The organism is Melioribacter sp. Ez-97 (genome assembly GCF_051488665.1).
Classification (GTDB): Bacteria; Bacteroidota; Ignavibacteria; order Ignavibacteriales; family Melioribacteraceae; genus Melioribacter.
The window spans coordinates 127,925-151,295 of the sequence record NZ_JBPSEG010000002.1; the positions used below are offsets into that span (position 1 = coordinate 127,925).

A 23,371-nucleotide genomic window follows, 5' to 3' on the forward strand; every position below is an offset into this window, starting at 1 on the left:
AGTCATCTGAGGTTCATTGGAAAATTAGCTCACTATTCATTCATAGTCAAGTAAATTGATTAATTTCCGATTTTAATTTACCGAGCAAATAGATGCTTCCGAGAACCGCCAGACACTCGTTTTTCTTATTCATAATAAATTCTTTGATCGTTTTAGCCGGTTCGTAAAGAGGGATTGCATTTATCCCCGCTCTTTCAGCTTCGTTAATCAATTCTTCCACAGAGGCAGATCTTTCAAGACCCACAGAGGTTACATATATAGTATCGAAAATAGCGCCTAACTTTTTAATCATGCCCGATATTTCTTTGTCCTTCATAGCCGCAAAGATTACGCTTCTTTTTTCATAGCCGTCTGCTTCATTTTTGAATTCCCGCAAGAAAGTATCAATCCCTTCGGGGTTATGAGCGGCATCGAAGATAACTTTCGGATATTCGCTTATTATTTCGTAGCGTCCCTGAATGTTTGTGTTTTCTATAACTTTTTCGATACCGGAATCGATTACCAGTCCGTCATTAATGTTGAGAGTTTCGTTCAAGGTTTTTAGTGCAAGAGCGCAATTAATTAGTTGATGGTAGCCGATTAACGGTGTTTTGTAAATATGAAATCGTTGGTTTTTCAACGACAAATTTACAAAATCTTTTCCTTTTTCTGCAAAATTATTTAGAAAAAATATCGAAGATTTTTTTTCTTCGGCAATAGCGCCGAATACTTCCGCCGCAGCATGATCTACGTCTCCTATAAAAACCGGTCTGCCCTGTTTGATAATGCCTCCTTTCTCTCGCGCAATTTTCTCTATGGTTTCCCCGAGTATGTGAGTATGCTCCAGACTGATTGAAGTTATTACCGACGCCAGGGGAACAACCAAATTAGTCGCGTCGAGCCGTCCTCCCAAACCGGTTTCAATTACCGCATAGTCTATATCCTTTCGTGCAAAATAATCAAACGCCATTGCAGTCGTAACTTCAAAAAAAGTTATCTCGTTTTCTATAATATATTTTTCATACTTGTTATAAAATTCGGCTATAAACTCATCTTCTATAAGATTGCTGTTTATCTGGATTCGTTCGTTAAAGCGGACAAAGTGAGGCGAACTGTACAAACCGGTTTTAAAGCCCGCAGCCATTAGAATACTGGCAATGAAAGAAGCCGTACTTCCTTTCCCGTTACTGCCGGCAATATGAAAAACTTTGAGTTTCTTTTGCGGATTATCCAGCGCCTCGAGAAATTTTTCTATGCGTTCCAATCCCAGTTTAATATGGAACTGGCGCATCGAATAGAGTTTGGTCAGAATAGCATTAATATCGTTGTCAGATTTCATACGAAGCGGTTAGATCGGCGATTCTGCTGATCGACATTTTATTGCAATACTCAATTAAGCCTTCGATAATTTCTTCGCCCGCTTTGGGATTGATAAAATTAACGGTTCCTATTTGAAACGCCGAGGCGCCTACGATCATAAATTCGACGGCGTCCTGCCAATTCATAATTCCGCCGATTCCGATTATCGGTATTTCCACATTACGACTAATTTCAAGCACTTTAGCGAGAGCCACAGGTTTTATAGCGGGTCCCGATAATCCGCCCGTCACGTTTTTAATTTTGGGTTTTCTCGTCCAGATGTCGAATGCGGTTCCGACCAAAGTATTAATCGCCGAGACGGCGTCGCCTCCGTTGTCTTTCACAACTTTGGCGAATTCCGAAATTCTCGATACGTTTGGCGACAATTTAATTATAACCGGTTTATCGGTGACCGCTTTGACGCTCTCGGTAATTCTGGCAACCGCTTTCAAGTTATTACCGAATTCAAGTCCGCCGTCCTTAACGTTGGGACACGAAACGTTAATTTCAAAAGCCGCTATCGCTTCTTCGTGAGTAAGAATTCTCGTACACTCAACATATTCTTCGACTGAGCTGGCGGCTATATTACAAATAATAGTTGTATTTAATTTTTTAAGAAACGGAATTTTTTCTTTGATAAACACTTCAACGCCCACGTTAGCCAACCCGATGGCGTTCAGCATTCCCGAAGAAGTCTCGCATACTCTCTGAGGAGGATTCCCGATTCTCGGTTTGAGCGATAAAGATTTGGTTACGATTCCTCCCAATTTGCTCAAATCGGTGAATTCCGCTATTTCATTTCCGTATCCGACTGTTCCCGAAGCCAACAATACCGGATTTTTTAATTTGAGTTTTCCAATTTGTACGGATAAATCAATCATTTTACCCTATAATTATTTGGTCGGAATTAAATACCGGTCCGTCTTTACAAACGAGATAATATCCTTCGCCGGCAGATTTTTTAATAGGGCATCCCTGGCAAATACCGAAACCGCAAGCCATTGCCGATTCCATCGAAAGCTGGCAATCGTATTTATTCATTGAAACTTTTTGTAACGCTTTCAACATCGGATTAGGACCGCACCCGAAAATTCTTATTTTTTTATTTTCTAAATTTTGAACCTCCGACTGAAAACATTCGATCACATTCCCGTGGAATCCTGCGGAACCGTCGTCGGTGGCTACCACAATATTTTTCATTCCCCATTTAATAACCTGTCCGGAGTTTCGCGCTCCCATAAAAGTAATAAGCTCCTTGCCTTCAAGTTTCTTTGTTAATAACGGAAAAGGCGCGGCTCCAATGCCTCCTCCGACTAACACTGCCGTATCGTAATCTCCTTCGGTATTAAAACCGTTGCCCAGAGGTCCCAAAATATTTAGCCGGTCTCCTGTTTTTTTCTCGGAGAGCATTTTTGTTCCTACGCCGTGGATATCGTACATGAAATAGATAAATTCGTCTTCCGTATAGCATACGCTGAAAGGACGGCGCAGCAACGGGTAATTTGTCTCCGACACTTTGATATTGCAAAATTGACCCGGTTTAACAGACTTTGCAATCTTCTGAGCTTTTACTTTTAACAGATAAGTATGATCGTTGAGTTTTTCCTGCGATGCGACTGTTGATAATTCGGTATACAAATGAGGCTCTTTTTTTAGTCGACAAATTTAAATATGTTCGTCCGAAAAACAAAAGGAATAAGATTATTTTTTAAGAATCGAATTTTCGATAGCGGTAATTTTATCCAATCTTCTTTGATGCCGTTCTCCCAGGAATTCCGATTCGAGCCATACTTTAACAATCGATTTTATCGTTTCCTCGCCGAGAGCCCTGGCGCCTACTACAATAATATTTGAATTATTATGTTCCCTTGAGCTGCGCGCCGAAAATTCGTTATAACAGGTCGCAGCCCTTATGCCCGGAATCTTATTAGCCGCAATTGCCGAAGGAATTCCGGTGGCGTCGATTAAAATACCGCAATCGGCTTCGCCCGAATTAACTTTATTTGCAACTTTCAAAGCAATATCAGGATAATCAACCGAATCTTCCGTGAATGCTCCTACATCCTCAATCGAATATCTGTCTTTCAATAATTCGACAAGTATCTTTTTTACTTTCACTCCGGTATGATCCGATCCGACGGCAATTTTTTCGAAAGATTTTTTACCCGGTGCAGATTGATTCCGGTTTGATACAATTTCGATTTTTTTCCGGATAATTAAATCTCTGGCAGCGGGAGTAATAATATAACTCCCGCCGACAGTCAGACTGTTCTTGCCCGATTTAATTACGTCCAGAACATCTTTTTCCGTAATGAGCTGTTTCATAAAAGTTCGGACCTTTTATTCATTTTAAGATAGTCGACTACGTCGCGCACGTTTTGCGCTTTGTCCCTGCTGCAAACCAGCAGAGCGTCTTTTGTATTTATAACGATTAAATTTTCCGCTCCGATAACAGCGGTAAATTTTTTGGGAGAAAACACATAAGAATTATACGAGAATTCCGAAAAGATATCCCCTATCAGCACATTGCCGTCGTCGTCTTTTTCCGAAATTTCGTAAACCGCTTCCCAGCTGCCGACGTCGTTCCAGTAAAATTCCGCTTTTGTAAGATATACATTTTTCGATTTTTCCATCACACCGTAATCGATCGAAATGCTCTTGAGCTGTCCGTAAACATAAGTCAATTGTTTAACAAAGTCTTCCGACCCGATTGCCTTTTCTATTTCGAGCAAGCCTTCGTATAAGTCGGGCAGATATGTTTTGATTTCTTCGAGAATAGTATCTACGCGCCAAACAAAAATGCCCGCATTCCAGAGGAAGTCGCCGCTTGCGATGAATCTCTTTGCAGTGGAGAGATTCGGTTTTTCGGCGAAAGTCAACACTTTATAAATTTCCGGACTTACCTCTTTCTCGTCGAACTGAATATACCCGTAACCGGTTTCCGGTCTGGTCGGTTTTATGCCGATAGTTACAAGTCCTTTGTTCTTATATGCAAAGTCGGCGGCTGTCGAGAGACATTTTCTAAACGCCTCGTCGTCTTTAATCAAATGGTCGGAAGGCAGAATCAGCGTGACGGCTTCGGGGTCCCTTTGTTTAATCAGAATTGACGCCAGCCCTATACAGGCTGCCGTATTTTTTCCGAACGGTTCGTCGATTATATTCTCTTGCGGTATTTGGGGTAATTGTTCGACGACCCTCATTTTTTGTATCTTATTGGTAATCACATAAATATTCTCGTTTTTCACCAAACCTTCGAGACGGCCGACGGTATCCTGAATCATGGTATTTTCGCCGAAGATTCTGAGCAACTGTTTCGGTTTTCTTTCTTTACTTCGCGGCCAGAAACGCGAGCCGACTCCGCCAGCCATTATAACTGCATATAAATTCATCAGATCACCCTTTTTGTTTGAGAAATCATTTTTCCAAAATTTTCCGCCCGATTTAAATAATTCGTAATGTCAACCTCCTTGCCTCTAACAACTGCAACGATAACTATTAGACAGGCTCTCAAAGCCTCGATTGCCGAATTGCTCGGGGCTACTTTTTTATTGTGAATTGCTTCTAGTCCCTGAACGAAAATAGAGTGCATATTTGAAATTATTTCAAAACCGATTTTCTGCGATAAGTTCCCGTTCTCTTTCATAGTACTGATGTAATTATTAATTTCGTTCTCGGTATAGTCGTAGCGCGCAACCCGGTTCAAAAAAGCGTCGATCTCTTTTATCGGTCTTAATATCCGCGCTTCATATTTTTCAAAATTAAATTCTTCATCGGTCTCCAGTCCGTCAAAAATAATTTCCTTTTTAAGATCCTCCGTAGAAGCTCTTTTGGGCGTTTCAACCGCGCTTTTAATTGTTGACAAGTCTGGTTTATTAACTGGTTTCCTTTTAGTGAGATCGATTTCCACATTTGAATCGGTCGCGGCAACTTCCTTTTGCAAAATTTCTTTCATCTGCTGAGGCGTTACAATATCGAGCAGATTGCTGACATCGCCTATCAGATTGCTGCTGTGGTTTTTAAATATGCCCGACAGCTTTAGAAAATCGATCTTTCCGTTTTCCGTATAATTATAGATTTCGGTGAGTTTTATTCCGAGTTTGGACAACTGCGTAATTTTCTTAAACCGCTCTATCTCTTCGAAAAGATTTTCGGCTTTTGTCAGATGCTCTCTGAGAATTGCAAGCGATTCAATTTTTTCGGAGCTCAGTCTGAGCTGATTAGCTGCCGTCATTACACACTGGATAATATAATTTCTTGTAAAATCGAATTTCATCCTGCCCTATAACACAATTTCCTGCAATAATATAAGACAAATGTAATCAATTTTAATAATTCAGTCACATAAAATAGTTAAGTAAAATTAGCGGTCTGACGACTAATTTGTTATCTTTCCCTAACACATTCGGGAGGACAATATGTTACTGACAACAACAAACGCCATCGAAGGGAAAAAAATAGTTAAATATCTCGGCATCGTTAGCGGCGAAGCAATTATGGGAGCAAATATTATCAAGGATTTATTCGCAGGAATCAGGGATATCGTAGGCGGCAGATCAGCCACTTATGAAAAAGAATTGCGAAACGCCAAAGAGCTTGCTTTAAATGAAATGGCGCAGGAAGCAGCCATAATGGGCGCAAATGCCGTAATTGCCGTCGACCTCGATTACGAAACTGTTGGACAAGCGGGCAGTATGCTGATGGTTTCTGCCAGCGGCACTGCCGTTGTCTTAGAGGACTAAAATATAAAAGTAAACCAGATAATTCCGATAGCTACTGTTATAGCCGTAACAATTATACCCGGCTTCAAATATTCGCCGAAAGTAATCGTTATGTTGTCTTTTTTTGCTGTTTCGGCAACGATTAGATTTGCAACCGAACCTATCAGCGTTAAATTGCCGGCAAACGTCGACGCCATGCCGAGTACAAGCCACGATTGCTCCGGATTGGGCATTACCTGTATTACAGGTTTCAGCAGCAAGACAGCGGGTACATTTGAGATTAGATTACTCATTATTACGGTAGCCAATGAAAACGAGAAAACGCTCTCCGTCAATAAAGGATTAATTGTAGTTGACAGATAAAAGCTTAATCCGGAAGTTTCTATCGATTTAGTTACCACAAAAAGCGCAGAGAAAAAAACAAGCAGCGACCAATCAATTTCATTGAACACTCTTGCCGGTTTCAAACGTCTTGTGACAAGCAAAAGCGCCGCGCATGCAAAAGCGGCAATCGGAATTTTCATTCCCGCAAAAAGCAATACAACCATCAGGAAAGTCGATATTGAACTCTTTATCAGCAAAGGCTTGTACGGTTTAACTTCCTCTGTTTTAATCTCATCGAAGTATGTTTGGTAAAATTCTTTTTTATAGACGAACCTCAAAACGATTAACGTCGCTAATAATCCGGATACGGAGGGAATTATCTGATAAGCCATATAATCCGCGAAAGAAATTCCGGAGGCTATACCGATAATCATATTTTGCGGATTTCCGATTATCGTCATTGCCGAGCCGATATTCGCAGACAGCGCAACCCCAATTAAATACGGTACCGGATTTCTTTTAAGCGTCCTAACAACTTCTATAATTAACGGCGTATAAACAATTACAATCGTATCATTCAGGAAAAACGCGGATAATATTCCCGATGAAAAAATTATAAGAGTCAGAAGCTGATAGGGCGTTCGCGCAAACCTGATAATTTTAGAAGATAAGATTTTGAAAAAGCCGCTTAACCTCAGATTGCCGTTAATAATCATCATCGAAAAGAGCAAAACAATCGTATCCATATCGATTGCGCTATAAGCCTCGAGCGAGTCGATCGCGCCTGCGAGCAGCAAAGCAGCCGCTCCCACAAGCGCAATCGAAGCTCTGTTCATTCTGAATTTCGGAATCCTTCCGACGGCAATTCCGTAAAGCGTGATTAAAATTATTGCCAGACTTACAATCTGAACTCGAGACACTTAACTTATCCTTCGCGCTTAACTTTAAATCCTTTCATCATCCACTTTTTGGCCAGGAGCAGTCCGAGCGGACTTAATATTGCAATTAGTCCGTAAATGAACCACATTGTTTCAGTATTCATTTGAGAAGGAGGCGTATCTGCGGGGCAATATTTCATCAAAAACCAGCCGGAATAGAGACTCGTTACAATTTTAGTAAGGAACCACGGGAACTGACCAATTCCCATATAGATCCCCGTCATATTCTTCGGGGCAATTTCGGCAACCCATTGCAAAAAGCGCGGCTGCCACATTGCTTCGCCGATTGTCATTATAATTAAATATGCCATTAAAGTATTGATATTGGGACCCAGCGCAAGAATAAAAGTGGGGAACGCCATGACAAACGTTCCGATTATCATCATGTTGTAAGTATTTCTTTTAGTTGTCAAAGCGGCAACCATCGGCGTTAATATGAAAATGAGTATCGGATTAAGGTTGACGAAAAATTCAAAATTATCCTGCACGAATCCTTCGAAAGCTCTGCTTGTATAGAGAGGCAAAGTAAGCCAGTTATGAGCAAACAACGTCTGCACCGGAATTAATATGAAAATAAAATAGAGAAAGCGGAAATCGCGCAGAGGGAAATTCTTAATATAAAATTGCACTTTTTCTTTGAAGGTCATATTCTTCAGTTCGTCGTCGTCTTCTTTCTCTTCGTTTTTGTTTTTCGAAGCTTCCGCTACGGCTTTCTCGTAAGCATTTTTCGTAATAACGAAATAGACAATAAAGATGCCCACTACGGTCAAAGCCACATAAACCCAAAAGACTCCGAGAATGCCGTAGGCTTTTCTGACGGGAGGCGATATTAGACCGGGCAGAAAGCCGCCCAGATTCATAAGAGCATAAAGCATAGCGTATCCCATTGCCGCAGTTTTTTCATCGGTTAATTTTTTTACGCCTGCGTAACACGCGGGCTGATAGATTCCGTATCCGATAATAACGCCGAGTATTCCGACCATCGAGAGAATATGCGCAGACCCCCACAAACCGGGCTCTCCCATCGCGGGCGCCACCGTTAAAATTATTCTGCCCACCAGCATTGCCGAAAGAGCAATTAACAAGGATTTTCTCAAGCCGATCCAGTCGACCGTAGCTCCCAGAAACAGCATACTCAATGTGATGCCGGCGGTCAGGAATCCGACCATATTTCCGGCTCTTATGTCGTCCAGACCGATATATTCATTAAAGTAGATTGCAAGCAACCCGACTATTCCGAAATAGGTTAGTCCTTCGAGCATATAAGATAAATTCAAGCCGAACAAAGCTCTCGATGTATGAAGCAGGTCTTTGAACGGTTGCGTTATCTCTTTCAAAGTGCTCTTCAGTATATTATTTTCCCGAGACATATTAACCTCATGATTTTGTCTATATTATGTTAACTTCGTACTCCAGTTCAATACCGTATTTATCGTACACCGCAGCCCTTACAATTTCAGCAAAATCCAGTATCTCTTTCCCCGAGGCAGTGCCGTAATTTACAATTACCAGAGCCTGGTCTTTATGCACTCCCACATTGCCGATACGTTTTCCCTTCAAGCCGGATTTCTCGATCAACCACGCAGCCGGTATTTTATAAATTCTTTCGTCGATTTTATGGTACGGTATATCCTTGTATAAAGACTGCAAAGAATCGAGTTTGTCTGCGTTAACGACGGGATTTTTAAAGAAGCTGCCCGCATTGCCCAATTCAGACGGATCGGGTAATTTCGATTTCCTTATCGCAATAACTCCGTTACGTACGTCTTCTATGTCGATATCGTCAAAACTTTTGTCATGGAAGTATTCTTTTAAAGCGCGATATTCGAGATTCAATCTTTTCGATTTGCTCAGTTTAATTACAATCGCTATAATCAGGAATTTGTTTTTCAGTTTTTCCTTAAAAATGCTCGAACGGTATTTCAAATTGCAATTGTCAGCCGGCAGAATTTCTTTTTTTAGCTCCTGTAAATTCAAGCCTTCCACTTCCACCAGACAATCTTTTAATTCCACTCCGTAGGCTCCGATATTTTGAATCGGCGCCGCCCCGACGGTTCCCGGAATAAGCGACAGATTTTCAATTCCGTACCATCGTTTTTTAACCGTAAATTCTACGAGCTCGTCCCATGCTTCGCCTGCCGACGCGCGAATCAAAACAGAGGAATCGTTTTCCGAGATTATTTCTATTCCCTTTTTGTTGAAGTGAATAACGCTTCCCTCGAAGTCTTTCGTAAACAAGACGTTGCTGCCGCCCCCTAAAATCAAATAGTTCCCGGGAAAGTTATTTCGGAGATAGTTTAAAAGTTCTTCTTCATCATCGCACTCGATAAATTCTTTGGCAACAGAGTCTACGCCGAAAGTGTTGTATTTTTTGAGCGAGAAATTTAAATGGCGTTTCATCCAATAAAGTTTCCGTATTTAGAGATTGACAAATATCCGCAAATTCTTACTCAAAATATAAGCCCGCTTTCGAGTTTTTTCCAATTAATTACTTCAATATTTTCTCCGTCGCTCCTCAATATTAGAGCTCCCTGCCTGTCAGTTCTTAATATGCGTACATCCGTCTTTATTAATAAAGCTATAACTTCCGGCGAAGGATGTTTGAAGTAGTTTCCCTCTCCTGCCGATATAATAGCGTAAGAAGGGTTGACAAATTCCAGAAACTTTTCCGAGGTGCTTGTTTTACTGCCGTGATGCGCTACTTTTAATACGTCCGAATGCAGAAATTCGCCATAACGATTTATTAATTCGTTCTCTATTTTTTTAGACGCGTCTCCCGTAAAGAGAAACGAAGTATTCCCATAAACAATTTTCAATATTCCGCTTCTGTCGTTGGAATTTAGAATATCGTTGTCTTTATTAACGTTCAAAACGTAGAGGCGGGATTTCGGATATTTAATAATTTTATGGTCATAATACTCATACGGTACGCGTTTGCTCTTTAAAAGATTTTCCAATTCGATATCCGACCCGTCGCTCGAATCGATTTCGGGTTTGAAAAGATAATTAACCCTTCCCTCTTTTATAAGCGATATAAATCCGCCGTAATGGTCGTTGTCCACATGAGAAATGAAGCCGTAGTTAATTACATCTATTCCCAGATAATCCATAAGCGGGATAATAGTTCTCTTCCCGTTGTCGAAATATTCCGTTGCGCTGCCGGCGTCGATTAAAATGTAATCGCCTGCCGGTAATCTTGCCAGGAACGCGTCGCCCTGTCCAACGTCGATTACCATGACCGTTAGTTTGTTTTCCGGGAAATATTCGTAATTGTCTATTTTCATAAATAAAATCATAACGGCGACCGAAAGGATTGCAGCCGTAATTCGGAAGGAGATATTCTTGTAACGATACGCCAAATATCCAAGAAATATAAATACGAGATAAAATAGTATCAGGTCGTACCAGGAGAATTGATTAATTCTTACATAAGCAAAATCGATCGAGCCGATAAAATCGGCGACCGTTAACATTAAATGGGAAAAAAGGATTGCGGCAGACGCGTATAATTTTCCCAGGAGCGGAAACGCCGCCGAAAATGCCAAAGTTACGATTCCAAGCGATACTATAATTCCAACTAACGGGATTACAATAAGATTCGACAATAACGCTATAAGCGATACTTTATGAAAATAAATAATCGTAAACGGCAATGTTCCAATTTGAGCTGCAAGAGATACGGACATAAACAATAAAATATTTTTTAGCCATCTTTTGTTTTTTTGATTAAAGTATTCACGTCCGGCTATCACGTTGTTAAAATACGGCGTTAGCGCAAGAATAGAGAGCACGGCGGCGAACGACAACTGAAAACCGGGTTCGAACAATTCGCCGGGATTGATTAATAAAATTACAAATGCGGCTATTGCAAGAGTATTGAACGGAGACGAATCCCTGCCGGAATACTTAGCTATTATATAAGTGGACGCCATAATAACCGCTCTGGTAACTGACGGCGGCGAATTTGTGATAATCATGTAAACAACCAGTCCTGATACCGTAAGCAAATATCTTATCGTTATATTAATACGTTGGAACAAAACAAAAAACATAAAAGCAATAAAACCTACATGTAGTCCCGATACGGCCAAAATATGAATAACACCCGCATTTATAAACTTTTCTTTTATTTCGTAATCGATCATATTTCTGTCTGCCAGTAAAAGTCCGCGGAGCAATGACGCCGTGATAAAATCGTGCTGTCTAAATATCATTTTGTCTATCGAGCACCGTAATTTAAATACCAGATCGGGGAAGAATTTTCTTTCGCTATCCGTCAGTGTAAAATTATCCGAATCATAGACATAAAAGAGCGCGCTTATTTTTCTCCTGAAAAGATAGTCCTGATAATCGAATTCTCCGGGATTCCTTTTATCCCTCGCCTTCATTAATGTCCCTTTCATTCGTACGCCGCTGCCAACCGATATCCCGTCGTAAATACGCCGTAAGTTTTTGTTTGTCGATATTATGGAGCAAAAAATATTCACTCTCTTTTTGGATACGCTGCCGTTCTTTTTAACGCTGTCGACTTCAACGGTGAAATTCAATCTGTCCTTCCTTATTAAATCGACGCTTATAATTCTTCCGTATAAAAAAGCGTTTCTGTATTTCGGGAGGGTATAAGGATAAGTCGTCTTTTCGGATTCGGAGAGCGCATAATGAAAAGAGCCGGCTGAAATTATCGTCAGAATAACTACAGCGTTGCCGTAAGCCGATTTATATTTAATATACAGTATCAAAGACAGAAGAAAAAGAATTAAGAGCGGCGGGAAGATTATATTTATTGGAAGCTTGAGTATCGATTCGAGTATTATTCCGCAAATAAAAAATACTATAAATTTTATCAGCGGATATTTATTCACTCATATAACTCCATTAGTGAGTCTTTTATATCGTACAGCGACTTGATTTTCGAAGCAATCCTTTCGGCATATTTACCGTATGTCAAACCGAGCGCGGGATTGAGCGTATGAGTACGTACAGTGAGGTCTTCGAAGTTGCCGTGGTCCGAACAGATTAATAGCGTCATTTCGTCGGGAAGTATTTTAACGAGGCTGTGCAAAAAGCCGTCGAGCGTTTTAACGGTGAGGTCGAACAATTCGAGATTTCTTCCGTGACCGAGGTGATCGGTGTGAAAATATTCGAATAACGTAAAATGATTACGGGAAGCTATTCGAACCAGTCTCTTTGCCGCCAATTCGGGCGTAATGACTTTTAATTTGTAATTCATTTTATTGACAAATCTATAGTTGTCGATATCCGCGCTAAGCGCCCTGCCTTTATGAACGTCGCTTATCTTATTCAGTTTAACTCCGCTCAGAAGACAGGATAACGTTGTAACGCTCAACATTCGCCTGCCTTTTTTGACATAGTCGAAAAATTGTTTCGGGTATGCATTTACAAAAGTAACTTTCTTTCTTTTGCGCTTAAGCTCGATAAAAATATTTTTTTCTTTAATAATAGGAACAAGAGTCGAATAAGGATACGGTCCGAAATGTTTGCCGATAATTTTCGGAGCGTTGACGCCGCAGAAAATAGAAGTTTGTCCAGTTCCGCTGAGCGGAATATCGGGCACTCCCATTGTTGCGTCGACAGGAAAAACATATGAGTTCTTTCCTGTCAGGCGTTGTTTGCCGAGATGAGGAATTTCTCCGAAAAGTTCCTTGAATATTTTAAAATCGTATTTGAAGAAGGGATTGTTAACGTAGTCCTTTTTCCCGATTCCCACCCCGTCGATGAATATCATCAAAACCGACTTCACATATTTCCTTTTTCTTTTGATTCTACGAGTAAAGTTACCGGACCGTCATTAAAAATTTTTACAAGCATCATAGCGGCATATATACCGTTTTTAATTTTCGCTTCGCCAAGATTAAATTTCATTCTTTCGATAAACTTTTCGTATAAATCATTTGCCGTTTCCGGTTTTGCCGCCTCCGAAAAACTGGGACGATTGCCGCGCCTGGTATCGCCGTATAATGTAAATTGAGAAATTACGAGAACTTCGCCCCCGATATCTTTGACTGACAAATTCATTTTGCCCTGACTGTCTTCGAATATACGCAAATTGCTGCATTTGTCCGCTACAAAGTTTACGTCTTCGATTGTGTCGCCTTCTTTAACGCCAAGCAGTATTACCATGCCTTTCCCAATCGAAGCGAAATGTTTGGGTTCTTCAATTGTAACGGAACCTTCCGATACTCTTTGCACCAGAGCTCTCATTGTTTTTGTCCGTAGATTATTCTGTCGATTTTTTGATAATCCTTAACAATTTCTATATTGTTGAAATCGTACTTCTTCATAATCGAATGAACTTCGGCGGATTGTCCCTGTCCCAATTCAAAAAATAATCTTCCGCCGGGCGATAAAAATTGAACTGCCAGTCCGGTAATTCTTTTATAAAAACTGTATCCGTCTTTATAATCCGTAACTGCGATTTCGGGTTCGTAACGCGCAATTTCTTCCTGCAGTTTATTAAATTCATCATAGCTTACGTACGGCGGATTCGAAACAATTATATCAAAGCGGATGTCCGGGAACAGATATTCTTCAAAAATATCTTTTTTAATAAATTCGATTGAATCCGAAACATCGTGCAAAGTTGCATTGTGCTGCGCTAGTTTAATCGCATCTTCGGATTTGTCGATAGCTACAATTCTGGCGTCTTTTAAATTAAGAGCAAGCGCTACGGCAATATTCCCGCTCCCCGTTCCGATGTCAAGAATCTTGAGCGATTCCGCGTCTTTATGCATTTCAATAATTTTTTCAACCAACAATTCAGTTTCCGGTCGGGGAATAAGCACGGATTCATCGACGTCGAATTTCAGTCCGTAAAACTCGGTATAGCCCAAAATATATTGCAAGGGTTCCCTGGCTCCTCTGCGCCGTATCAATTCCCTGTAGCGATCGATTTCATTTTCTTTAAGAGGTTGATCGAAGCGCAGGTAAAGGTCCATCCTCTTGCATTTAAGAACATCGGCAAGCAACAACTCTGCATTCAAACGCGGCGACTCTACGCCTTTTTTTTCCAGATACTCTGCGGACAAAGTTACGGCATTGAGAACTGTCAACATGTTATTCTACTTCTATGAAATCTCGAACGTCTACAATCATCATTCCGGCTGCTTTCGCCGCTTCGACGCCGAAGTCGCCGTCTTCATATACAACGCAATATTCAGGTTCTGCGCCCAACTTTCCGGCAGCATAGAGAAACATATCGGGAGCCGGTTTGTGTTTGATATTGTCGTCCGCCGTTACAATCAAATCGAAGTATTTATCGAGTCCGGTAACGGTTAAAGACTGGATTACATTTTCCTTAGAGCCGCCGGAAACTACAGCCATCGGCAATTTATTGTGATATTCATAGACAATCGAAGCTACAGGTTCAATCGGCTTTATGGAATCGGCGTGTTGTCTGAAATATTCATTTTTGGTTGAGACAATTTTTTCCGGGTCGGCGTCGGCGCCGAACTGCTCGTTATATAATTTAATTATTTCCTTCGACGGCATTCCTTTTTTCGAGAAGAAAAAATCATAGTCAAATTTATAACCGTAAAAATTTATGGCGTATTCCCATGCTTTCAAATGTAAAGGCATAGTATCAACCAAAGTTCCGTCGCAATCGAACAATAGCGCTCTGGCTTTGGGATCGGGCTGCATATTTGTGCTCCTTTCAGAAATTCTAAGATTTTGAAGTACAAATATACTTATTTCCCCGAATAATAGATTTCATTCCATTTCAATTCTTTTTTGAACTGATTGATCTCCGTCGAATTGTCAATCAATAAAAACTCGACGCCGGCAATTTCGGCAAAGTCGTACAAATATTCCGAAGTGACGGACTGACTAAAACAAGTATGATGAGCGCCGCCCGCATAAATCCAGGCAGTAGCCGCAGTATGAAGGTCGGGTTCCGGTTTCCATAAGGCTCGCGCAACAGGCAGTTTGGGAAGTTTATGTTCCGGTTCGACAACTTTAACGTTATTTACTATTAACCGGAAGCGGTTGCCCATATCAATCAGAGACGCATTGAGAGCGCTGCCGGGAGCGACGTCAAAAACCAATCGAGGCGGATCGTCTTTCCCTCCGATTGACAAAGGATGAATTTCGAGTGTCGGTTTTTCTGCTGCTATCGATTCGCAGACTTCTAGCATATGTGCGCCGAGGACCAACGGATTTGCGGGGTCTAAATGATAAGTATAATCTTCCATAAACGAAGTTCCGCCATTCAAACCGGAAGACATAACTTTAACCGCTCTTACAAGAGCGGCGGTTTTCCAATCTCCTTCCGCCCCGAAACCGTACCCTTCCGCCATCAAACGCTGGACGGCAATACCGGGGAGCTGGCTCAATCCGTGCAGGTCTTCAAAAGTTGTAGTAAAACCGGCGAAGTTTCCCTCTTCCAAAAACTTTCTCATTCCGGCTTCTATTTTTGCCGCTTCGTATAGCCGGCGGTAATTATCATCCCCCTCTTCGAAAGGCGTATTTATATTGTAAGATTTTTTATAAACTTCGATCAGTTCTTTAACCGCAGACTCGCTTACCTGGTTTACACAGGCAACTAAATCGCCGACTCCGAAACCGTATACCGAGTAACCGAGTTTTATCTGGGCTTCAACTTTATCGCCTTCAGTAACGGCTACGTCCCTCATATTATCTCCGAAGCGTGCAATACGCGCCCCCTGGGAATCAGCCCAAGCTATTGCGGCTCGCACCCAAACTGCAATTTTACCGATAATATTTTCATCCTGCCAATGTCCCGTTACAACCTTTCTATTCAATCCCATTCTCGTACAGATGAACCCGAATTCGCGGTCGCCGTGAGCAGCCTGATTCAAATTCATAAAATCCATATCGATCCTGTCCCACGGAATGTCGCGATTAAATTGAGTGTGGAGATGCAAAAAAGGTTTGTTCAGCAAGTTCAATCCTCTTATCCACATTTTTGCAGGCGAGAATGTATGCATCCAAAAAATCAAACCTGCGCACCTGGAGCTGCTGTTTGCTTCGATAGCCAGATTAGCAATGGCATCCGGCGTTGTTAAAACATCCTTGAAAACAATTTGAACCGGAATTTTGTTTTTGGCATTAAATGCATCTACGATTGCAACCGAGTTCTCCTTAACCTTGGATAGAGTTTCCTGACCGTATAAATGCTGACTTCCGGCGGCAAACCATATTTCATATTTATTAATATCAATCATTTTTCCCCCTGTTGTTTCTGTTGACCGTAATAAGCGTTGGGTCCGTGTTTTCTCATAAAATGTTTGTTTAAAATGTGGTCGGGCAAGTTCTGAACGTCTTTGTTTAACGACAAAGTCTTAAAAGCAATTTCCGCAATTTTTTCGAGAATCAAATTTTTTTCGACTGATTCTTCGGGAGTTTTTCCCCAGCAAAAAGGTCCGTGTCCGGCTACAAGCACTCCGGGAACCGATTCGATATTCATCCCCTTCAATCTTTCGATTATAACCAGACCGGTATTTTTTTCATAATCATTTAAAACTTCGTCTTCAGTCAAAAATCTTGTAAGAGGCACCTGACCGTAAAAATTGTCTGCGTGGGTAGTGCCGAGGCACGGAATTTCCATAAGCGCCTGGGCAAAGACCGTTGCATAAGTGCTGTGAGAATGAGTTATTCCGTTGATTTCCGGGTAAGCTTTATAGAGTTCGAGATGAGTCGGAGTATCGGAAGAAGGTTTCAATTCGCCTTCGACGACTTTGCCGTTCATATCGACCACAACCATATCGTCGGCTGTCATCTCGTCGTAATCGACGCCGCTCGGTTTTATTACGACGAGGTTTTTATCTCTGTCGATACCGCTTACGTTTCCCCATGTCGAAATAATAAGGTTATATTCCACTAGCCTTAAATTAGCGTCGAAGACTTCTCTTTTTAAGTTTTCAAGCATTATTCACCGCTCCTGACTTTATCTCTTATTTTTAATAAATCTTTCATTACGTTATAAAGATTTTCTTTATAATCTTTTGTGCCGAAAGAATCGTGCAGCTGCGAATAAAGCCGATAAAGTTCTTTATATATTTCGTGATTCCGGGGAATCGGATTATAAACTTTACTGATTCCTGTCATCGATTCCTGAGCGTCAATAATGAAATCGTAACCGCCTGCGGACTTTCCTGCGGCAACGGCGGCAAATATAGCGGCTCCTAGCGCGGGCGTCTGTTCGCTTCGGGATACTTTCATAGTACGGTTTGTAATGTCGGCATATATCTGCATCAATAATTTATTTTTAACTGCGAGTCCTCCGCAATTGACTACTTCCTCGACACGGACGCCGTATTCCTCGAGTCTGTCGATAATCTTCAAAGCTCCGAAGCCGGTAGCTTCGATTAACGTTCTGTAAATTTCAGGCGCGGTAGTATGGAGCGTTTGACCGATTAACAAACCGGTCAAACGGACGTCTACCAGGATTGTTCTGTTGCCGTTATTCCAATCGAGCGCCAGCAGACCGCTTTCGCCCGGTTTCAGTTTTTCCGCTTCTTCGCCGAGCATTTTGAATTTATCGTCGATTGTATTGCCGAATTTGTCCGGTACGAGATTATTAACAAACCAAAGGAAAATGTCGCCTACGCCCGATTGACCGGCTTCGATGCCAAAGTAATCTTCCATAACCGATCCGTCTACAATGCCGCATACGCCTTCGATATCGTTCAATTTTTCTTTACAGGGATGAATCATAATGTCGCAGGTGCTTGTGCCGATTATCTTAACAAGAGTTCCCTTTTTAATTCCCGCACCGACGGCGCCCATATGAGCGTCGAATGCGCCGACAGCAATTGCAGTCTCTTTGCTAAGTCCAAGTTTTTCAGCCCATTCAGGCGATAGGTTTCCGATTTTAACATTAGAAGGATAAGCCGTTTCGTAAAGTCTGTCCCGTAGATCTTCCAGACCTGGCGATAGTTTTTTCAAAAACTCTTTGTCGGGCAAACCTCCCCATTGTTTGCTGTACATAGCTTTATGACCGGCGGCGCAAACGCTTCTTTTGATTTCTTTCGGATTGGTATTGCCCGTCAAAGCGGCGGGAATCCAGTCGCAAATTTCAACCCAGCTGTACGCAGCTTCAAATACTTCCGGGTCGATATTTTTGCAATGCAAAATTTTGCTCCAGAACCACTCCGACGAATAAACTCCGCCGATTTTAGCTAAATACTGAGGGCGAATTTCCGAAGCTACTCTTGTAATGTAAGCCGCTTCTTCATAACTCGTATGATCTTTCCACAGCCAGACGTACGCATTGGGATTATCCTTGAATTTTTCGTAGCTGCTCAAAGGTTTTCCATATTCGTCTACGGGCATAGGACTGCTGCCGGTTGTATCGACGCCGATTCCGATTACGTCTTCGTTTTTAAATTCTGGATTATTCTCTCTGGCAATACGAAGAGCTTCTTTAATTGTTACTTCTATGCCCTTTAAATAGTCGGCGGCATTTTGTCGGGCAAGTTCGGGATTTTTATGGTCTATAATAACCCCGTTTTCTCCCGTAGGATACGGAAAAACATAGCTTGCTAATTCCTCGCCGTTCCCCAATTCAACTATCAGGGAACGGCATGAATTCGTACCGAAATCGAGTCCGATTGTATATTTTGCCATGATTATTACCCGCTGAAATAGATATAAGCGCCGAGAATCATAAGTACAACAATAATTGAAGCAATAACATCAACCGCATTCCAGCTTGCGCGGGATTCCCTTCTGTGCTCGTCCGTAATCGTTCCGAATGTCAATCCTTTTATTTTTTCATATTCCGGTTCTTCGGTTGCGTAACTTACCGCATACATAACAATAAGACTTACCAAAAAGATAAGCAGACTGTAATACTGGAAGAAGATATTATTTAATATCCATAAGAGAGAACCCTGTTCGTACTGGAAGCCGGAGACGAGTTTGACCGGAGTGTCGATAGCGAGCCTGAAAATTCCGAGAGCAAAGCCGCTGAACAAAGCAGCCAGAGCGCCTTTGGCATTCAAACGTTTATTAAATATTCCCGCAAAGAATACAACGAAAATCGGAGGAGCAAGATATGCCTGTACTCCCTGCAGATAATCGTACAAACCTTTACCGCCGCGAATTACAGGCAGCCAGAGCAATCCGATTATAACCATCACGGTTGTCGCTACTCTACCCACCCAGACGAGTTTTTCCTGAGTGACATGCGGTTTTAATCTCGAGTAAAAGTCGATCGTAAACAGCGTTGAACAAGCGTTAAATACGCCGGCTAAAGAACTCATTAATGCAGCCAGCAGACCTGCAACCACCAATCCTCTGATGCCTACGGGCAAAATATGAGCCACCATCATCGGAAACGCCTGTTGCGCATTGTCGCGAATTATCTGTCCGTCCGGACCGATTAACTGTTCCGAGAAAGCAGGCACCTTGCCGCTTACAGCCAACGCATAAAAAATGATGCCCGGAATAATAAAAATGAAAACGGGCAATAATTTAAAGAAAGCTGCTGCAATCGAGCCTCTTCTGGCTTCCCTTTCGTTCGGAGCGGACAAAACGCGTTGAACAATATACTGGTCCGTAGTCCAGTACCACAGACCGATAATCGGAGCGCAAAAGAGCATTCCGATCCATGGATAATTATCGTTAAAATACCATGCCATTCTGCCCGCTTCTTTTACGGGCGCCCAGGTTGCTTCGACTCCGGCAGGCACAAGAGGTTTCCACAAGTTGAACATTTCCGAGCCGGCGATTGCTTTCAGTTCGCTCCAGCCGCCCAAATACTGTAAACCGAAATAAGTTACGAGAATCGAACCGATAATAAGTATTATAGTCTGAAGCGCTTCCGTATAAGCCACAGCAGCCATACCGCCCAATACCGTATAAATACCTGTTATAACGATTACAAGTATGGAACCGATCCAGAAACTGTCGAGACCGAGAAAATTTATATCAGGCAGAAGAACGGAGAAAACAATACCTCCTGCGAATACTCCGACAGCAATTTTAGTTAATACATAAGCCACCAACGAGATACCGGAAAGCACCGTACGCGCGGTCGGAGAAAACCGGCGTTCCAGAAATTCCGGCATTGTATAAACTCTGGAACGAAGATAGAAAGGCACCATTACCCAGCCCAGCACCAGCAAACACCAGGCGTGTAATTCATAGTGAGCCATCGCAACGCCGTCGGTAGCTCCCGAACCCGCCAGACCGACAATATGCTCTGACCCGATATTAGATGCAAAAATTGAAGCTCCTACTATAAACCATCCCAGATGTCTGCCTGCCAGGAAATAATCGTCGGTGGTTTTTTTCTGTTTTTTGATAACCCACCAAGCAAGCCCCAATATGATGGCAAAATAGCCAAATATTATAATCCAATCGAGAGTGTAAAGTGTGCTCATAACGGTACCATCTATTTGTTGTGAAATATTGATTATTTCATAATGCCGAAATGATAAACGGTTTTTTGACGATAAAGTTCGCCCGGTCTTAACAGAGGCGAAGCGAAATTATCTTTATTCGGTGAATCGGGGAAAAATTGCGGCTCCAAACATAGAGCGGTTCTGTAATTATATTTTATGCCTCCTTTACCTACAATTGTTCCGTTTAAAAAATTTCCCGAATAAAATTGAATGCCTGGCTGATCGGTAAAAATTTCCAATACCCTTCCGCTTTCGGGGTCGGTAACCGTTACGGCTTTTCTCACTTTACCGTTATAACCGTTCAAAGCCCAATTATGGTCGTATCCTTTGCCGTACTTCAGTTGAGTATAATCATCGTTAATTCGCGCTCCGATTGCAGCCGGCTTTCTGAAATCCATCGGAGTATTATCCACCGGCGCTATTTCGCCCGTCGGTATTAACTCCGAATCGATAGGAGTAAAATTATCCGCATTAATCGTCAGGATGTGATCTAGAATGGTATTTTCAAAATTACCCGACAGATTATAATACGCGTGATTGGTAAGGTTTAATATTGTGGGTTTATCAGTCGAGCCCGTATATTCGATGACAAGATCGTTGTTGTCGTTCAAAGAGAATTTTACTTCCACGTCTACATTACCCGGATAGCCTTCGTAGCCGTCAGGACTGCGAAGTTTCATAACAACGTACGAGCTCGTATCGCCGGCAACTATATCCGAATCCCATACCAATTTATGGAATCCTTTTACTCCGCCATGAAGATGATTGTTGCCGTCGTTAATTGTAAGTTGATATTCATTATCATCGATTCTAAATTTTCCTTTGCCGATACGGTTGGCATATCTTCCGACGGTAACGCCTATAAAAGAATTGTCGTTAACGTAACCGCTCAGAGAATCGAATCCTGCTATAACGTCGGCGAAATTACCGTCTTTATCGGGAGTAACAATCGATACAAGAGAAGCGCCGTAATTGGTAAGTTTAACGGTCATACCGTTGGAGTTTTTCATAGTGTAGAGAAAGACGGGAGAGCCGTCCGGAGCTATGCCGAAATTATCTTGAGTTATTTTGTTCCCGTGGTTTGAAGAGCAAGACAACATAATTGCCGCCAGCAAAATAATTGTTATTCTCCCCATAATAATGCCCTATAAAATTAATAAAAAATTTGCCGGGTACTTAAAGAAATAACACAAATCGAAATTCTTGATGTGAATAATAAAACTATAATTACTTTTTTCAAAACATTTTTTTGGAGAACTTTGGAGAGGAGCAAAGATAGGAAGGGTATCCCGAATACAAGGATACCCGTAAAATTTATTTTTTGTACGTGCTCAACAGATAGTCCGCAACGGCTTCGGCTTCCGCCGGCTTGAGTCCTTGATTAGGCATGGCGGGATAATCGGGATTTACTTTTACCGGATTCAAAATAAATTTAACCAACTCTTCTTTCTTCCCTTCGTATTTAGGAAGAGTTTCGTTATAAGGCGGACCTACCAGTTTCTTGTCGAATTGATGGCATGCGATACATTTTCCATTGTAAATATCCGCGCCGTTTATTACTACTTTCTTCAAGCCGTATTCTTCTTCAAGTGCGGATTTATATTCATCGTAATTTGCCGCAAGCAATGCAAATTGCTTTTTCGTCGCCGTATCCAACGAAGAATATTCCTGCATTACAATGAAGAATACCGCCAGAACGAATAAATAGACTAACGACGAGGCATATCTGATTTGAGCGTCCCTGATCATAAGATAAAACAGAACGCTAATAAACATGACGACAAAGAGCGCCAATAGCGTATAAGCAAACAGATTGTACGACAATGCCTGATTCGATTTTACCATTATCGATATGATAATAAACAAAGGCAATATTATCGAAATGACCAGGCCTGTTCTTAGTCCGAAATTTTTTATAAAGTCAAAGTATTTTTCGTCTGATTTAACTGCATCGGAGGAATATGATTTATAAATAATGAAAGCTGCTGTAAATCCTAAAGAAAACAAAATTATCTGTAAGAATCCCGCCAAAGTCTGCAACGAAAAAATTATATGAACAAAATAATTGCCGGAGTTCCATAATTCCGGGCGGGTCGTAAAATTCAATGAACCTGCAAATAAATAAACGGACGCCAACAATAACGATAGTCCGAATACGCCGGATTTTCTCAAAAGCTTATTGGTACGACTCAAGTAGAAAGACGATTCTTCTTTAATTTCTTCTTTAATATTTTCATTCTCGGTTACAGCGCCCAGTATATCTCTCATATGGAAGCTGTATTTGTACGTATAGACAAATATAATGGCGGCGATATAAACTATCGAAGAAAGAATGATATAGCCTGCGGCAGGCGCATTCGAAAGGTGCAAAAGTTGAGCCACGCTGAACGCTATACTCAACAAAGGCACCAATCCCAGTCCGAACGCTGATACCTTATTGAAGGTTACCAGGTCAATAAGAAATTTTGAAAATTTATAATGAGCGGTATTGTTGTTTTTTTCGCTTTTGTTTTTAAAGAAAAGAGAAAAAGTCAGCGATCCAATCAGCAAACCGACATAGGGAATAAAAATCAATAATGCCAGCGCCATCAAATATTTAAGCAGAACCATATGATGCGCGGATTGCGGCAATACATATTTGTCTAAGAATTCCATATACGAACCA

21 protein-coding genes are annotated in these 23,371 nt (G+C 41.5%); 1 reads left to right on the forward strand and 20 read right to left on the reverse strand.

Going from position 1 to position 23,371, the window contains the following annotated elements; all coding sequences use genetic code 11:
* Window positions 1-46 precede the first annotated feature (46 nt).
* The 6 genes from ACSSWA_RS02910 to ACSSWA_RS02935 all read right to left on the reverse strand — a co-directional run bounded on the left by ACSSWA_RS02910 (window position 47) and on the right by ACSSWA_RS02935 (window position 5,611).
* Window positions 47-1,318 (reverse strand): bifunctional folylpolyglutamate synthase/dihydrofolate synthase, encoded by a 1,272-nt coding sequence (locus ACSSWA_RS02910; RefSeq protein WP_437355084.1) that lies wholly within the window; start codon window positions 1,316-1,318, stop codon window positions 47-49.
* Window positions 1,308-2,219: a dihydroorotate dehydrogenase gene (locus tag ACSSWA_RS02915; RefSeq protein ID WP_437355085.1), complete on the reverse strand. Its 912-nt coding sequence runs from the start codon at window positions 2,217-2,219 to the stop codon at window positions 1,308-1,310. Before ACSSWA_RS02915 ends, ACSSWA_RS02910 begins: the two co-directional genes overlap by 11 nt.
* A gap of 1 nt (window position 2,220) precedes the next feature.
* Window positions 2,221-2,976, reverse strand: coding sequence for a dihydroorotate dehydrogenase electron transfer subunit (locus tag ACSSWA_RS02920; protein WP_437355086.1), 756 nt, complete (start codon window positions 2,974-2,976; stop codon window positions 2,221-2,223).
* Window positions 2,977-3,039: 63 nt separating this feature from the next.
* On the reverse strand, window positions 3,040-3,663 hold the full coding sequence (rpiB, locus tag ACSSWA_RS02925) for a ribose 5-phosphate isomerase B (protein ID WP_437355087.1): 624 nt from the start codon (window positions 3,661-3,663) through the stop codon (window positions 3,040-3,042).
* Window positions 3,660-4,727, reverse strand: coding sequence for a mannose-1-phosphate guanylyltransferase (locus ACSSWA_RS02930; RefSeq protein WP_437355088.1), 1,068 nt, complete (start codon window positions 4,725-4,727; stop codon window positions 3,660-3,662). Before ACSSWA_RS02930 ends, rpiB begins: the two co-directional genes overlap by 4 nt.
* Window positions 4,727-5,611, reverse strand: coding sequence for a hypothetical protein (locus tag ACSSWA_RS02935; protein WP_437355089.1), 885 nt, complete (start codon window positions 5,609-5,611; stop codon window positions 4,727-4,729). The genes ACSSWA_RS02930 and ACSSWA_RS02935 overlap by 1 nt, the downstream gene beginning before the upstream one ends.
* A 142-nt stretch (window positions 5,612-5,753) precedes the next feature.
* On the opposite strand from ACSSWA_RS02935, the gene ACSSWA_RS02940 reads away from it, so the two are divergent.
* The gene (locus tag ACSSWA_RS02940) at window positions 5,754-6,077 is read left to right on the forward strand and encodes a heavy metal-binding domain-containing protein (RefSeq protein WP_437355090.1); all 324 of its coding nucleotides are present in this window, start codon (window positions 5,754-5,756) and stop codon (window positions 6,075-6,077) included.
* Here ACSSWA_RS02940 and ACSSWA_RS02945 read toward each other — a convergent pair.
* The 14 genes from ACSSWA_RS02945 to ACSSWA_RS03010 all read right to left on the reverse strand — a co-directional run bounded on the left by ACSSWA_RS02945 (window position 6,074) and on the right by ACSSWA_RS03010 (window position 23,361).
* Complete coding sequence (locus tag ACSSWA_RS02945; RefSeq protein ID WP_437355091.1) at window positions 6,074-7,300, reverse strand: anion transporter; 1,227 nt, start codon at window positions 7,298-7,300, stop codon at window positions 6,074-6,076. The two genes, ACSSWA_RS02940 and ACSSWA_RS02945, sit on opposite strands and share 4 nt — an antisense overlap.
* 5 nt (window positions 7,301-7,305) lie before the next feature.
* Entirely contained in the window at window positions 7,306-8,688 is a 1,383-nt protein-coding gene (locus tag ACSSWA_RS02950; protein ID WP_437355092.1) for an MFS transporter, read from the reverse strand.
* Window positions 8,689-8,707: 19 nt separating this feature from the next.
* On the reverse strand, window positions 8,708-9,718 hold the full coding sequence (murB, locus tag ACSSWA_RS02955) for a UDP-N-acetylmuramate dehydrogenase (protein WP_437355093.1): 1,011 nt from the start codon (window positions 9,716-9,718) through the stop codon (window positions 8,708-8,710).
* A gap of 50 nt (window positions 9,719-9,768) precedes the next feature.
* Window positions 9,769-12,180: a DNA internalization-related competence protein ComEC/Rec2 gene (locus ACSSWA_RS02960; RefSeq protein ID WP_437355094.1), complete on the reverse strand. Its 2,412-nt coding sequence runs from the start codon at window positions 12,178-12,180 to the stop codon at window positions 9,769-9,771.
* On the reverse strand, window positions 12,177-13,079 hold the full coding sequence (locus ACSSWA_RS02965) for a metalloenzyme (protein WP_437355095.1): 903 nt from the start codon (window positions 13,077-13,079) through the stop codon (window positions 12,177-12,179). Before ACSSWA_RS02965 ends, ACSSWA_RS02960 begins: the two co-directional genes overlap by 4 nt.
* A complete protein-coding gene (gene dtd, locus ACSSWA_RS02970) occupies window positions 13,076-13,540 on the reverse strand; it encodes a D-aminoacyl-tRNA deacylase (RefSeq protein WP_437355096.1) in 465 nt (154 codons plus the stop codon). Before dtd ends, ACSSWA_RS02965 begins: the two co-directional genes overlap by 4 nt.
* A complete protein-coding gene (gene prmC, locus ACSSWA_RS02975; RefSeq protein WP_437355097.1) occupies window positions 13,537-14,391 on the reverse strand; it encodes a peptide chain release factor N(5)-glutamine methyltransferase in 855 nt (284 codons plus the stop codon). Before prmC ends, dtd begins: the two co-directional genes overlap by 4 nt.
* Window position 14,392: 1 nt before the next feature.
* Window positions 14,393-14,977, reverse strand: a complete 585-nt coding sequence (locus ACSSWA_RS02980) for an HAD family hydrolase (RefSeq protein WP_437355098.1) — start codon at window positions 14,975-14,977, stop codon at window positions 14,393-14,395.
* Window positions 14,978-15,024: 47 nt separating this feature from the next.
* Window positions 15,025-16,521 carry an L-arabinose isomerase gene (araA, locus tag ACSSWA_RS02985; RefSeq protein WP_437355099.1) on the reverse strand — a complete coding sequence of 499 codons (1,497 nt, stop codon included), beginning with the start codon at window positions 16,519-16,521 and terminating at the stop codon, window positions 15,025-15,027.
* Entirely contained in the window at window positions 16,518-17,225 is a 708-nt protein-coding gene (locus ACSSWA_RS02990; protein ID WP_437355100.1) for an L-ribulose-5-phosphate 4-epimerase, read from the reverse strand. The genes araA and ACSSWA_RS02990 overlap by 4 nt, the downstream gene beginning before the upstream one ends.
* Entirely contained in the window at window positions 17,225-18,925 is a 1,701-nt protein-coding gene (locus ACSSWA_RS02995) for a ribulokinase (protein ID WP_437355101.1), read from the reverse strand. The genes ACSSWA_RS02990 and ACSSWA_RS02995 overlap by 1 nt, the downstream gene beginning before the upstream one ends.
* A 5-nt stretch (window positions 18,926-18,930) precedes the next feature.
* A complete protein-coding gene (locus ACSSWA_RS03000; RefSeq protein WP_437355102.1) occupies window positions 18,931-20,685 on the reverse strand; it encodes a sodium:solute symporter in 1,755 nt (584 codons plus the stop codon).
* 32 nt (window positions 20,686-20,717) lie between these two features.
* Complete coding sequence (locus tag ACSSWA_RS03005) at window positions 20,718-21,842, reverse strand: aldose epimerase family protein (RefSeq protein WP_437355103.1); 1,125 nt, start codon at window positions 21,840-21,842, stop codon at window positions 20,718-20,720.
* A 178-nt stretch (window positions 21,843-22,020) separates the two neighbouring features.
* On the reverse strand, window positions 22,021-23,361 hold the full coding sequence (locus tag ACSSWA_RS03010; protein WP_437355104.1) for a c-type cytochrome: 1,341 nt from the start codon (window positions 23,359-23,361) through the stop codon (window positions 22,021-22,023).
* Window positions 23,362-23,371: the final 10 nt, after the last annotated feature.

Coding starts and splice junctions, on each gene's coding strand:
- ACSSWA_RS02915 (WP_437355085.1), bottom strand. CDS start 2,219: ATGATTGATTTATCCGTACAAATTGGAAAACTCAAATTAAAAAATCCG.
- ACSSWA_RS02995 (WP_437355101.1), bottom strand. CDS start 18,925: ATGGCAAAATATACAATCGGACTCGATTTCGGTACGAATTCATGCCGT.
- dtd (WP_437355096.1), bottom strand. CDS start 13,540: ATGAGAGCTCTGGTGCAAAGAGTATCGGAAGGTTCCGTTACAATTGAA.
- ACSSWA_RS02910 (WP_437355084.1), bottom strand. CDS start 1,318: ATGAAATCTGACAACGATATTAATGCTATTCTGACCAAACTCTATTCG.
- araA (WP_437355099.1), bottom strand. CDS start 16,521: ATGATTGATATTAATAAATATGAAATATGGTTTGCCGCCGGAAGTCAG.
- rpiB (WP_437355087.1), bottom strand. CDS start 3,663: ATGAAACAGCTCATTACGGAAAAAGATGTTCTGGACGTAATTAAATCG.
- murB (WP_437355093.1), bottom strand. CDS start 9,718: ATGAAACGCCATTTAAATTTCTCGCTCAAAAAATACAACACTTTCGGC.
- ACSSWA_RS03000 (WP_437355102.1), bottom strand. CDS start 20,685: ATGAGCACACTTTACACTCTCGATTGGATTATAATATTTGGCTATTTT.
- ACSSWA_RS02935 (WP_437355089.1), bottom strand. CDS start 5,611: ATGAAATTCGATTTTACAAGAAATTATATTATCCAGTGTGTAATGACG.
- ACSSWA_RS02930 (WP_437355088.1), bottom strand. CDS start 4,727: ATGAATTTATATGCAGTTATAATGGCTGGCGGAGTCGGCTCGCGTTTC.
- ACSSWA_RS02990 (WP_437355100.1), bottom strand. CDS start 17,225: ATGCTTGAAAACTTAAAAAGAGAAGTCTTCGACGCTAATTTAAGGCTA.
- ACSSWA_RS02980 (WP_437355098.1), bottom strand. CDS start 14,977: ATGCAGCCCGATCCCAAAGCCAGAGCGCTATTGTTCGATTGCGACGGA.
- prmC (WP_437355097.1), bottom strand. CDS start 14,391: ATGTTGACAGTTCTCAATGCCGTAACTTTGTCCGCAGAGTATCTGGAA.
- ACSSWA_RS02940 (WP_437355090.1), top strand. CDS start 5,754: ATGTTACTGACAACAACAAACGCCATCGAAGGGAAAAAAATAGTTAAA.
- ACSSWA_RS02950 (WP_437355092.1), bottom strand. CDS start 8,688: ATGTCTCGGGAAAATAATATACTGAAGAGCACTTTGAAAGAGATAACG.
- ACSSWA_RS03010 (WP_437355104.1), bottom strand. CDS start 23,361: ATGGAATTCTTAGACAAATATGTATTGCCGCAATCCGCGCATCATATG.
- ACSSWA_RS03005 (WP_437355103.1), bottom strand. CDS start 21,842: ATGGGGAGAATAACAATTATTTTGCTGGCGGCAATTATGTTGTCTTGC.